We start from the raw sequence: 12848 nt of genomic DNA, 5'->3' as shown, positions 1-12848 counted from the left end.
TCGTTTCCTACGTCAGGTCCAGCGCCGCGGTGTCGACCTGGGCGGCAACTTCGGCCATCCAGGTGCGCCGGCCCTCGGGTGGTCCGCCGAACAAGGTGTGGTGCAGCTTCTTCTCGCGGATGTCCGAATGCACCCGAATCACGGTGCGGCGCGCTGGATCCAGCACGGTGTTCCAGAAGTCATCGGCGTCCATCTCGCCCAGACCCTTGTTGCGCTGCACCTCCACCCTGCGCTTGGAGGTCTCCTTGAGCCGGGCGACGGCGGCGTCGCGCTCGGACTCGTCCTGGCAGTAGATCCGTTCGGTGCCGCCACTGTCCTTGACCACGAACAGCGGGGGCAGCGTCACGTAGACCATCCCGGCTTCGACCAACGGTCGGTAGAAGTCCAAGAACATCGAGATCAAACTCGAGTTGATGTTCCCGCCGTCGGGGTCGGCGTCGGAGGCGAACAGGATCCGGTCGTAGCGGCACAGTTCCGGATCGCACTGGTCGCGCACACCGCACCCCAGGATGCGTTCGATCGCGTCGAACTCGTCCTTGGCGCGCGCCTTGTTCACCGTGTACCCGTACACGTTGGGCGGCTTGCCCTTCAGCGGGAACGCGGCCTGGAAGGTGGCGTCGCGAGCAGCCTTGATGGTGCCCAACGCCGAATCGCCCTCGCACAGGAACAATTCGGCGCCCGAACCGCGCCCGGTCTCGCGGCTGGGCAGCAGCTTCGGCGGCAGCGACAGATTGGTGCCCAGACCCTTGGCCTTGGACGCCGCGCGGGCGCGGGCCTTGGCCCCCTCGGCGCTGCGTCGCGCGCGCGCCGACTCCAAGGCCAGCTTGGTCCACAGCGAGACGGCGTCGGCGTTGGCCGGGTTGGCCGCCCAGATGGTGACGCTTCGCGCCACATCCGGTGCCATCGCCATGTTCAACGAACGTGAGGACACCGCAGTCTTGGCCTGCGAATCCCACGCCACGTCGGGTGCGCGAGTGTCGACGGCCAGGGCGGTGACCGCAGCGAAATCCTGTGGTTCGGGGCCATTTTCGCCTTTGGCCAAGCCCAGGTCGCGGATCCGGGACGCGCGGTCGGCCAACGCCTCGGACATGCCTTTGATCGCGGCGGTCAGATGCGATCCGCCGTTCGGGGTGCGCACGGTGTTGCAGAACGCGGCGACCGTGGCCGGTTCGGCCGGACCCGCGGTGAGCGACCACCGAAACGGGGTGGGGCCACGGCCGGTGGTGTACTCACCGCGACCCTCCACCACGGCGCGTACCTCGGGCTGCGGAGCACCGGCCGCGGTGCACATCAGGTCCAGCAGGGTGTCGCTGCCCCACGGCCCGCTGAACGGCTCGAGCAGTGCCGGCGGGATCTCCTCGCCGGGCCAGCCCTCGTCGACGACGATCAGGTGCACGCCGGGAGACATCCGCGCCGAGGCGTGCGCGCGCAGCAGGACCTCGCCGATGTCGGCGGTGGAGTCCGGCACCACAGCCGGGTCGAACAGGATCCGCACCGTGGTGCCATGCGCATCGGGCTTGCGGTTGTTGACGCCGCGCAGGTTCTGGGTGTCGGCGCGGGTGAACGGGGCGTCGGGGTCGAACTCCTTGCCCTCGAAGGTGCCAGGGTAGCCGCGGCCGAAGCATTGCTGGTAGGTCTTGCCGGCCCGGCGCACCGTCACGTCAGTGCGCGCGGAGATGAAGACCGCCGCGGCCGCACCGATGCCGTTGAGGCCCGCGCCCGTGCTGGCGGCGTCGGTGTGCGCGGAGAACTTGCCGCCGGCCCGAGCGGTGCCCAGCGTTTTGACGATGCCGTTCTTCTTGGTCGTCGGGTCGGTGTCGACGGGTAGGCCCCGGCCGTCGTCGGCGACGCTGACCGAACCGTCGGCGTGCAAGGTGATCGTGACGGTGGACCCGCCGTGGCTGGGTACCGCCACCTCTTCGATCGCGTTGTCGATCAGTTCGCGCAACGCCGTGTTCAGGACGTCCAGACCAAGGTTCACCGCCGGCCGCAGGCGTGTGTGCTGGACATCGTCGAGCTCGGTGATGTCCGCGGCGGTGTAACTCACTGCTCGTCCTTTCCATCGATTGCCGGGCAAAGCTGCCGCAGGAATGGTAAACGCCCCAGGTGACATCTTTCCCCAGGCGTGTCGGTGGGTCCGGCCGGTTGTAATCCGATCGACGCCGAACCCCTGGCCCCGGGCATCCGGATTCCGAAGACGCGCAGGTCAAGGTCGGCTTGGATGGAGAAATGACTCACAACGAGACGATGAAAGCGGCTGTCGTCACAGGATTCGGCGATCCGCTGCAAATCACCGAGATGGGCTTGCCGGTGCCCGGACGCGGCGAGGCTCTGGTCAAACTCGAGACGTCCGGAGTCTGCCACACCGATCTACACGCCGCACACGGCGATTGGCCGGTGAAACCCAGCCCGCCGTTCATCCCCGGCCACGAGGGCTACGGCACGGTGGTGGCGCTCGGCCCCGGCGTCGACGACCTCGAGATCGGCGACAAGGTCGGCAACGCCTGGCTGTGGTCGGCGTGCGGCAGCTGCGAGTACTGCCGCACCGGCTGGGAGACGCTGTGCGAGAAGCAGCAGAACGGCGGTTACTCGGTCAACGGCAGCTTCGGTGCGTACATGCTGGTCAACGCGGCCTACGCGGCGCGGATCCCGGACGGACTCGACCCGGTCGAGGTGGCGCCGATCTTGTGCGCCGGCGTCACCGTCTACAAGGGCCTGAAGGTCACCGACACCCGGCCCGGCCAGTGGGTGGCCATCTCCGGTATCGGCGGGCTGGGTCACGTGGCCGTGCAGTACGCCCGGGCGATGGGTCTGCGAGTGGTCGCCATCGACATCGACGACGCCAAACTCGCACTGGCCACCGAGTTGGGCGCCGAGATCACGGTCAACGCGACCACCGCCGACGTGGTCGACGAGGTGCAACGGGCCACCGGCGGTGTGCACGGAGTGTTGGTGACCGCGGTGCATCCGCAGGCCTTCGGCCAGGCCGTCGGGTTGGCCCGGCGCGGCGGCACCATCGTGTTCGTCGGTCTGCCGCCCGGCGACTTCCCGGCGCCGATCTTCGACATCGTGCTCAAGGGCCTGACGATCCGGGGCTCCATCGTCGGCAGCCGCCAGGACATGGCCGAGGCCCTGGACTTCTACGCTCGCGGTCTGATCAAGCCCGCCGTCGAGACGGCCGCACTCGACGAGATCAACGACGTGTTCGCGCGGATGGAACGCGGCGAGATCGACGGCCGGGTGGTGATCGACTACCGGTAGCGGCGGCGCAGTTCGATAGGCAGGTCATCGGCCGGGGTCGGTCCGGTGCCCCAGGTCAATTGCGGTCGGTAGCCGTCCGGCACCTTCCAGGTGAACCGTCGAAGCAGTTGGTGCATCGTGGTTTTGACGGTCATGCCGGCGAATTGCTGACCAATGCACTTGTGCGCGCCACCGCCGAACGGCGCGAACGCATATCGGCTGACGGTCGCGTGCGCTTGCGGGTTGTCGATGAACCGGTTCGGGTCGAACGTGTCGGGGTTGGGCCACCAGTCGGCGAGTCGCATCGAGGCATGCACCCCGATCGCCACCTGCGCCTTGCGCGGTACGAAATGGCCGAGTATCTCGGTGTCTCTCAGGGTTTGCCGAAACAGGCTGCCGGCCGGCGCGTACATCCGAAGCGCCTCCTTGAAGGCGGCGTCCAGCAACGGGTAGGCGTCGAGGTCGAGAAGATTGGGGGCGTCGTTCGGTTGATCCAGCGCCTCCTCGCGAAGCGCGTCCTGCCACTGACGATTTCGGCCGAGCTCGTAGGTGAGCATCGACAGCGCGATGGCGGTGGTGTCGTGCGCGGCCATCAGCAGGAAGATCATGTGGTTGACGATGTCGGCGTCGCTGAACGTGGCGCCGTCGTCGTCTTGGCTGCGACACAGCATCGAGAACAGATCGGCTCCGGCGCTGCGCCGGCGCACCGGGATCTGGTCGGCGAAGTACCGCTCGAGGCGCTCCCGGGCGCGCAGTCCGCGCGCCCACACACCGCCGGGCACGTCTGCCCGCAGCATGGCTTGCCCGCCGCGGACGGTGGCATGGAAATCCGTCGACAACTGGTCGGCTTCCGGACCGAGCGTGGTCCCGACGAATACCTCGGCGGCTTGTTCGAGCAGTAGGTGCTTGATCGCGGGGTAGAACGGAAAGCGTGGCGCCGACGACCAATTGGCGAGTGCGCGGTCGATGCTGGGCAGCATGAGCGCGAGGTAGCCATCGAGCGCGCTGCGGGTGAACGACTGCTGCATGATGCGCCGGTGGTCGCGATGCTCCTCGAAGTCCAGCAGCATCAGGCCGCGGTGAAAGAACGGGCCGATGACCGGCGCCCACCCGCGCTCACTGGAGAAGACCTTGTCCTTGTTGACCCAGGCAAGTTCCAACGCCTCGGGTCCCAGCAGGCTGACCACGCGGAACCCGACACCGCCGGCCCACGACACCGGCCCGTACTTGTCGTACCTGCGCCGCGCGAACTCCAACGGGTCGGCCAGCGAACTCAAGATGTGGCCGAGCACCGGAAAGCCGTAGTTGCCCATCACCGGCTCGAGACCCGACCCGGCCGGCGGCGTGGCCAGTGGGTGTTCACTGCTGGGAAATCCGGACGTGAGCGCGGCACCGAGCGTTTGTAGTCGGTGGGTGTTCACCGGGGACGTCAAGCGGCTGACCAAAGTCGTCATCTGCCCTCCCGATCCGGAGAGTGCTGCGGTTGCCCGCGACATCTGCCATCAAAGCGTGCTCGTTGTGCGCGAAGGTGTCAACGACCGGTGCCGGTGCGGCGCCGTACTGTTAAGGATCGCTACGACGATCCCGTAGCACGAAGCTCTCCGTTTGCGCGGCGCTGGCCGTGATGATCGCTGACGTGCTCTTGGTGGACGACGACGCTCAGCGGACCGGCGACGGTGATGCTCGCGTGCCCACCGGCGCCCTGGCGCGCATCGACCCCGGTTACGTCTGGCGGCGCACCTTGCAGGCGCTGCTGGTGATCGGGCTCACCTATGTGCTGGTCTTCGCGGTGCTCTACGTGCTGCCCGGTGACCCGATCCGGTCCCGCATCGAGAATCCGGACAGCCCGCTGCCGGCCGACGACGCGCAGAAACTGCTGGCCTACTACGGCCTGGACAAGAGTCTGCTCGAGCAGTTCCTGGCCTACACCGGCCGGATCTTGCAGGGCGACTTCGGGTATTCGCTGCGCACCGGCCGGCCCGTCGACGAGATGATCTACGCCGCCTTGCCCTCGACCCTGCAGCTGGCGTTGCTGGCGTTCGTCATCTCGCTGGTGCTGTCCACCGCGATCGCGTTGGCGGCGGTGTTCGCGCCCGGCCAGGCGGTGCGTTCGTTCTTCCACGCGCTGCCGGGCCTGTTCCTGTCCGTCCCGACGTTCGTCACCGGGCTGCTGTTGCTGTACTTCTTCTCCTTCCAACTGGGGTGGGTGTCGAGCATCCGGGACGAAGGTCTGCGCTCCCTGGTCTTGCCGGCGCTGACGTTGGCGCTCGCGGTCTGCGCCCCCATCGCTCAGGTGCTCATCCAGGGCCTGGAGAAGTCCGCGCATGCACCGTTCGTCGCGACCCTGCGGGCGCAAGGCAACCCGCTGCCGCTGATCGTCGGCCGGCACATCCTCAAGAACGCCGCCATCCCGGCCGTGACCCTGCTGGGTCTGACCGCCGCGGAACTGTTGGCCGGCTCGGTCATCACCGAGATCATCTTCAACCGACGCGGCATCGGCTGGGAGACCGAGCAGGCCGTCACCTACCAGGACAGCCCGGTGGTGCTGTTCATCACGGTGTTGGTCGCGGCCATCTTCACCCTGATCAACCTGCTGACCGACCTGATGTATCCGCTGATCGACCCGCGCGTGGACAAGCGGTCGGTATTCACACCGCAGCGACGGGTGTTCGGTGCCGCGCCGCGGCTGGTTTGGCAACGTTCGGAGCAGTCAGCGTGACCGCCCTGCTGGCAGCACCGGAAACCGATGCCCGCCCGGTGCGAACAGCGCGGTGGCGCAACGCCGTCCGCGAGGTCCGCGCCGGTGATCTGCTGGCCGTGCTCTGGGTCGCCGGGCTGCTCGTCTGCGTGCTGTTGCCGGGCCTGGTCACCACCTACGGGCCGCTGGAGGAGGTCGGCAAATCCTTCCTGCCGGCCTCGGCCGAACACTGGCTGGGCACCGACTATCTGGGCCGCGATCTGTACTCGAGAATCGTCTACGGCACCAGCCGCACCTTGTCGGGGTCGTTGATCGCGGTGTCCATCGGGTTGGCCGCCGGCGTCGTCCTGGGCCTGGTGGGGGCCTACTTCGGTCGGGTGACCGACACCGTGATCGGCCGGATCGTGGACGTGCTGCTGTCCATCCCCGGTCTGCTGCTGTCGATGGTGGTGGTCGTCGCTCTCGGGTTCGGGCAGCTGAGCGCGGCCGTCGCCGTCGGGGTTGCGAGCATCGCGACGTTCACCCGACTGATGCGTTCCGAAGTGCTCACCGTGCGTAACCTGCAGTTCGTCGAGGCCGCAGGGCATTTGGGGGCGGGCCGACTGCGAGTTCTGATCAGGCACGTGCTGCCGAATTCGTACGGTTCGGTGATCGCGTTGTCGGCGTTGCAGTTCGGTTCGGCGATCTTGTGGATCGCCGCACTGAGCTATCTGGGATACGGCGCACCGCCGCCGGAACCCGAATGGGGACGGCTGGTTTCGGAGGGGCGCAAGTACATCATCGCCGCACCCGGTCTGCTGCTCTACCCGGCCGCGGCGATCGTCTTCTCGGTGCTGGCGATCAGCCGGATCAGTCAGCTCGTGCGTAGGAAGGTCGGTTAGATGACCGCTGTCATCACAGCGCAGCCACCGCAGCCGCTGCTGGACCTCGACGAACTGAGCGTCGGGTACCGGCGCCGGGACTCCCGCGAGTTCAGCGCCGTCGTGCACGACGTCACGTTCAGCGTGGCGGCCGGCCAGACGGTGGCCCTGGTGGGGGAATCGGGTTCGGGCAAGAGCACCATCGCCCAAGCCGTCGCCGGCCTGCTCCCGGCCAACGGCCGCATCACCTCCGGACAGGCGCGGCTGGACGGCACGTCCGTCGTCGGACTCGGTGCGCGCGCGTGGCGGACCCGCCACGGCCGGCTGCTGGCCTACATTCCGCAGGACCCGGTGGGTTCGCTGGACCCGCTCGAGAAGGTGGGCGCGCTCGTCGCCCGCTCGCTGTCGCTGCACCGCGGCCTGGCTCGGCGTGCCGCGCACGACGAAGCGGTCGCGCTGTTGGACCGGGTCGGCATCCGCGACGCACGCAACAAAGCCGACTGCTATCCCCACGAACTGTCCGGCGGACAACTGCAGCGGGTCTTGATCGCCGCCGCGATCGCCGGCCATCCCAAGCTGCTCATCGCCGACGAGCCCACCTCGGCGCTGGACGTGACCGTGCAAGCCGTCATCTTGGACCTGATCGCCGAACTGCAAGCCGAACTGCACCTCGGGATCCTGCTCATCACGCACGACCTCGGTGTGGCGCACGACCGCAGCGATTCGGTGGTGGTGCTCAACGGCGGCCGGATCGCAGAGGTCGGCCCGACACCCGAGATCCTGCGCCGACCCCGGACCGGCTACACCCAGCAGCTCATCGCCGATGCCCCCGGCCTGGCAACGGGGCGCAACCGGTACCCCGGCCGTGAAAGCAGAGATCCCGCCGAAGCGGCCATCGAGATCCGCCACCTGACCAAGGTGTACCCCGGGCGTGGCCGGGCCGCCGCGAACCCGCCGGCCATCGAGGACCTCAGCTTGACCATCGCCGCCGGGACCATCCACGCCGTCGTCGGCGAATCCGGTTCCGGCAAAACCACATTGGCGCGGGTACTGGCCGGACTGACCGACTACCGCGCAGGTGAGGTCGACGTCCTCGGGCGCCGTCTGCCGCCCCGACCGAGCGACACCAACTCGAACGCCCGCCAGCTGCAACTGGTCTACCAGAACGCGCTCTCGGCGTTGGATCCGCGGTTCACCGTCGAACAGATCGTGCGGGAACCGCTCGACATCCACGACCTGCATGACCGGGCCGACCGCAAGGACGCGGTGCACCAGATCCTGGGCCAGGTGGGGCTGTCCGGCGAATTCCTCACCCGCCGACCGCTGGAGATCTCCGGCGGGCAACGGCAACGGGTGGCGATCGCCCGGGCACTGGCCCTGGCACCGCGCATCCTGGTGCTCGACGAGCCGACGTCGGCACTCGACGTGACCGTGCAGGCGCGGATCATCGAGTTGCTGCTCGAACTGCAGCAGGCTCAGCACCTCACCTACGTGTTCATCTCGCACGACCTGGGCCTGGTGCGGCAGATCGCCACTCACGTCTCGGTGCTCGAGCAGGGCCGGTTGGTGGAGTCGAAGAGCACCCGGGAACTGTTCGCCGCGCCGACCCATCCCTACACGGTCAACCTGCTCGCGTCGATCCCGGGCGGCCGCACCGACCGACCTGCGCGCCAGCCCGTGCTGGAGTACGCCGCCGGCGGGTGAGAACGAGCCACCGAACCCCGATCCATCGACCAGTACGACAACGACGCACGCTGCGGGCTGTGGCCCGCGTACCAGAAGGGATCTCCTACCGTGCCGATTCGGCCCATCCGAAAGACCGTGGCGGCCTTGGCCGCCGGCATCGTGCTGCTGGCCGGGTGCGGCAGCGGAGCTGACCGCGCCCCCGCCACCGCGACCGGAGAGCCGCAGCGCGGCGGGCACCTGACCTACCTCGACTACCAACCGATCAAGTCGTTCCGGTTGTCCGACCTGAACTGGTACCAAGCCCAACCGATCGCCAACAATGTGTTCGACCGCCTGGTGTGGCGCGACCCCGACGGCACCACGCTCAAGCCGTGGATCGCGAAGTCGTGGACCACCAGCGCGGACGGTCTGACCTACACCTTCGAGCTGCGCGACGGCGTCACCTACAGTGACGGCTCCCCGCTGGACGCCGAGAACGTCAAGCAGAACTTCCAGTTCCGGGTCTTCGGTGACGACAAAGGCAACGTCAAACACGCATCCTGGCCGGAAGTCGACACCATCACCGCAGACAACGACACCAACACCGTCACCGTCCAACTCGAGAAGCCCTACGCGTACTTCCTGACCGTCCTGGCCGAGGCACCGACGTCGGGGTTGGTCTCGTCGTCGTACTTCGAGCAGGACGCCGAAGGCCAAAACGTCGCCACCCACCTGGTCGGCAGCGGGCCGTTCGTCATCCAGGACGGCACCCTCGACGAGGTCAACCTCATCCGCCGCGAAGGCTACGCCTGGGCACCGGAAGGAGTGTCCAACCAGGGCGAGGCCTACCTGGACGGGTTCACCACCATCGGGGTCACCGAAGACAGTGTGCGGCTGGGCAGCCTGGAGTCGGGCCAAGGCGACCTGATCCACTACGTCGACCCCAGCTCGCAGCAGGCCGCCGAAGACTCAGGACTGCAAGTGATCACGCAGTCCTACGGCGACCAAGGCACCTATCTGCTGGTGCTGCGCAGCAACGCGCCGCACCTGCAAGACGTGAACGTCCGCAAAGCGCTGATCCTGGCTGTCGACAAGCAGAAGCTGATCGACACCGTCTACGCCCCGAACTACAAGGCTGCATCGGGTGTATTCGGCAGCGCCGGAGTCGATTACGTCGACCAGAGCGCACAGATCGCCTACGATGCGGCCAAAGCCGGCGAGTTGCTCGATCAGGCGGGCTGGCCGCTGGGCCCGGACGGGGTCCGCCACAACGCCGCCGGGCAACCACTCAAACTGGTGGCGCTGATCGACGTGTACAACGTCGGTGCCGGGTCCACCTTCGAGTTCCTGCAGCAGCAGTTGAAGAACGTCGGCGTCGAACTGGAACTACGCCAGGCTGATTGGGCGGACTACCCCAACGCCGCGAAGAGTCCGGACATCGGCTTGATCTACCAGAGCGTCAACCACGAGGCGGCGTGGTCGTTGGCCAACGCGGTGCGCGCCGACGGCGCCGACGTGTTCAAGCTGCAGGGCAGCGACACCAAGCTCGAGGGCCTGGCGCAGAACGTGCTCTACGGCACCCCGCAAGACGAAGCGCAGCGGCACACCGCCGCGGTGGACCTGGCGCAGTATGTCCTCGACCAGGCCTACGTGCTGCCGCTGATCGAACGCACGCAGACCTTCGTGTCCAACGCCTCGGTGCACGGATTCACCCAAACCCAAAGCCACCCTTGGCTTTACCTGACCTGGAAGAGCTGACCATGGCCGGACCGGAACGACAACTGCACTTCGGCTTGAACGCCCCCGGCCTCGGCACTTACCGGTCGGCGTGGCGGCAGCCCGGCATCGACCCGACGGCCGCAGCCACCGGCGAGTACTACGTGCGGCTGGCCCAGGAAGCCGAGCGGGGCCTGTTCGACGCGTTCTTCCTGCCCGACCAGCAGGCGCTGGAACCGGACTGGCAGACCAACGCCGGCGCAGCCCGACTCGACCCGGTGATCGCATTGACCGCCGCGGCCGCGCACACCGAGTCGGTGGGTCTGGTCGCCACGGTGTCGACCACCTGGCACCACCCCTACAACCTGGCCCGTTCGATCCAGAGCCTGGATCGGGTGTCACACGGGCGGGCCGGGTGGAACATCGTGACCAACCACAATCCGCGCATCGCCGCCAACTTCGGGCTCGATGAAATCCCGGAGAAGACTCAGCGTTACGCCCGGGCGAAGGAATTCGCCGACGTGGTGCAGGCACTGTGGCGCACCTGGTCGCCGGACGCGATCGTCGCCGACAAGGCAGCCGGCGTGTTCGCGGCGCCGGGCTCAGTCACCGAGACCGCGCACACCGGCGAGTTCTTCCGGGTGCACGGCGGTTCCACCGTCCCACCGTCGGAACAGGGCACCCCGGTGGTCTTCCAGGCCGGTGCCTCCGACGACGGTCTGGAGTTGGCCAACCGGCACGCCGACGCCGTGTTCGTCTCGGCAATGACCCTCGACGCGGCGCGCGACTACCGGGCGAGGCTGGCCGCGTTCGGTGCGGCGCGCGCGTCCGGCCGCGACCCGGTGATCGTGCTGCCGGGTGCCGCGCTGACCCTGGCGGCCACCGACGAGGAAGCCGCGCGCCGGCGCGACGAACTCGACGGGGTCGACGGATCACTCAGTGGCCGACAGTATCTCGCGGGCCGGTTGGGACTTGATCCTGACGAGCTGAGCCTCGACGCACCGCTTCCGCTGCATCGGGTGGACCTCGAGCAACGCAAACAGGTGAACTCCGAGGGCTTCATCCGTTCGATCGTGGCGCTGGCCGAGTCCGGCAAGCCGCTGCGCGAACTGCTGCGCGACGGCTCCGGGCACCTCACCATCGTCGGGTCGCCGGGCACCGTCGCCGACACCTTCGAGCAGTGGTTCCGCACCGGTCTGGTCGACGGCTTCAACCTGATGTTCGACGTGATCGAGGAGAGCTTGCCGCTGTTCGTCGACGAGGTGGTCCCGATCCTGCAGGAGCGCGGGCTGTTCCGCCGCAAGTATGACGGCACCACATTGCGCGACCACCTGGGCTTGGCGCGCCCGTACTGGTGATCGGCTCCACCCACACCGAAGGTCCCCGAAGGCAAGGAAATCACATGGCACATCTGCAGCTGGCCCACGACTCCCGGACGAACGCCGGACGCAACGACACTGCCGTGCGGCCGCCGGCAATCGATTCGGCCGAGTTGGACGCGATCATCGCGCAGATCGCCGACGACGCCGCGCGGCGTCGGGCCGAAGGCGGCGGGCGGCCCGATCTGGCGCTGCGGCTGGCGCGCACCCACCGACTCGGCGCGGTGCGGGTGCCGGCCGAACTCGGCGGCGGCGGCTACTCCAAGCGCGACTGGTACCGGCTGGTGATCCGGCTCGGCCAGGCCGATCCGGACGTGCCGCACATCCTGCGCGTGCATTGGGGTTTCACCGAGGACCGGGTCCGGCTGCGGCACAGCGAGGCCGACCGGGACTGGCTTGGCAACATCCTCGACGGCGCCATCTACGGCGGCTCGAACACCGAACTCAACGACCGCACGGTGGGGGTGCGCAACTACGAGACCCGCCTGACGCCCGACGGGGACGGCTTCCGGCTGGACGGCCGCAAGTTCTACAGCACCGGCAGTCTGTACGCGGACTATCTGCGGATCGGGGTCAACGATCCCGACGGCGGGCAGGTGGTCGTGGTGTTCCCGGCAGACCGGGCCGGCGTCGACCTGCTGGACGACTGGGACGGATTCGGGCAGGCCGAGACCGGGAGCGGCACCACGGTGCTGACCGGGGTGCGCATCGCCGCCGATGAAGTGATCCCGCTGGAGTTGGGTCTGGAGGGCCGCCCGCGGCAGTCCCAGCCGCAGTTGATCCTGCACGCGATCGCGGCCGGGATCTTGCACGCGGTGGCCGCGGACGCCGCCGAACTGCTGCGCAGCCGCAAACGCACCTACAGCTGGGCGGTCAGCGACTCCCCGGTGCACGACCCGCAGTTGCTCGAGATCGTCGGCGAGTTGGCGTCAGCGGTGTTCGTTGCGGAATCCACCGTGCTGGCCGCCGCCGACGCGCAAGACCTCGCCGCCGATTTCGCCTACCGGCACGGGCGTTCCGACGACGCGCTCGAAGAGCAGGCGTCGCTGCTGGCTGCCAAGACCAAGGTGGGGATCGAGGCGTTGGCCCTGAAGGCAGCCGGCGATCTGTTCGCCGTCGGCGGCGCATCGGCGACCCGGGCCTCGGCGCAGCTGGATCGGCACTGGCGCAACCTACGGACGCTGTTCTCGCACAACCCGACACCGTACAAAGCGCGGGTGATCGGCGACCACGTCGTCAATGGGACCGCGTTGCCGCGCGAAGGGTTCTTCTGACCGTCCCGCGACGGGT

The 12848-nt window shown here is 68.1% G+C and carries 9 protein-coding genes; 7 read left to right on the top strand and 2 right to left on the bottom strand.

The features are described from left to right. Nucleotides 1-7: 7 nt before the first annotated feature. Nucleotides 8-2047, bottom strand: coding sequence for a toprim domain-containing protein (locus AC5Y3P_RS09320; protein WP_500045623.1), 2040 nt, complete (start codon nucleotides 2045-2047; stop codon nucleotides 8-10). Nucleotides 2048-2229: 182 nt separating this feature from the next. Between AC5Y3P_RS09320 and adhP the strand changes: the two genes are divergently transcribed. Continuing rightward, nucleotides 2230-3261 carry an alcohol dehydrogenase AdhP gene (gene adhP, locus AC5Y3P_RS09315; protein WP_500045622.1) on the top strand — a complete coding sequence of 344 codons (1032 nt, stop codon included), beginning with the start codon at nucleotides 2230-2232 and terminating at the stop codon, nucleotides 3259-3261. On the opposite strand, the gene AC5Y3P_RS09310 is transcribed toward adhP, so the two are convergent. Continuing rightward, nucleotides 3252-4694, bottom strand: a complete 1443-nt coding sequence (locus AC5Y3P_RS09310; RefSeq protein WP_500045621.1) for a cytochrome P450 — start codon at nucleotides 4692-4694, stop codon at nucleotides 3252-3254. The genes adhP and AC5Y3P_RS09310 overlap by 10 nt on opposite strands. 182 nt (nucleotides 4695-4876) lie before the next feature. Between AC5Y3P_RS09310 and AC5Y3P_RS09305 the strand changes: the two genes are divergently transcribed. The 6 genes from AC5Y3P_RS09305 to AC5Y3P_RS09280 all read left to right on the top strand — a co-directional run bounded on the left by AC5Y3P_RS09305 (nucleotide 4877) and on the right by AC5Y3P_RS09280 (nucleotide 12832). After that, nucleotides 4877-5959, top strand: a complete 1083-nt coding sequence (locus AC5Y3P_RS09305; protein WP_500045620.1) for an ABC transporter permease — start codon at nucleotides 4877-4879, stop codon at nucleotides 5957-5959. Continuing rightward, nucleotides 5956-6819: an ABC transporter permease gene (locus tag AC5Y3P_RS09300; protein ID WP_500045619.1), complete on the top strand. Its 864-nt coding sequence runs from the start codon at nucleotides 5956-5958 to the stop codon at nucleotides 6817-6819. The genes AC5Y3P_RS09305 and AC5Y3P_RS09300 overlap by 4 nt, the downstream gene beginning before the upstream one ends. After that, complete coding sequence (locus AC5Y3P_RS09295) at nucleotides 6820-8502, top strand: dipeptide ABC transporter ATP-binding protein (RefSeq protein WP_500045618.1); 1683 nt, start codon at nucleotides 6820-6822, stop codon at nucleotides 8500-8502. A gap of 90 nt (nucleotides 8503-8592) precedes the next feature. Continuing rightward, nucleotides 8593-10221 carry an ABC transporter substrate-binding protein gene (locus tag AC5Y3P_RS09290; RefSeq protein WP_500045617.1) on the top strand — a complete coding sequence of 543 codons (1629 nt, stop codon included), beginning with the start codon at nucleotides 8593-8595 and terminating at the stop codon, nucleotides 10219-10221. A 2-nt stretch (nucleotides 10222-10223) separates the two neighbouring features. Beyond that, entirely contained in the window at nucleotides 10224-11537 is a 1314-nt protein-coding gene (locus tag AC5Y3P_RS09285) for an NtaA/DmoA family FMN-dependent monooxygenase (RefSeq protein WP_500045616.1), read from the top strand. 44 nt (nucleotides 11538-11581) lie between these two features. Beyond that, complete coding sequence (locus AC5Y3P_RS09280; protein WP_500045615.1) at nucleotides 11582-12832, top strand: acyl-CoA dehydrogenase family protein; 1251 nt, start codon at nucleotides 11582-11584, stop codon at nucleotides 12830-12832. Nucleotides 12833-12848 lie beyond the last annotated feature (16 nt).

The sequence above is a fragment of the Mycobacterium sp. NGS45 genome, assembly GCF_059812645.1.
This window is presented reverse-complemented; position numbering and strand designations above follow the sequence as displayed.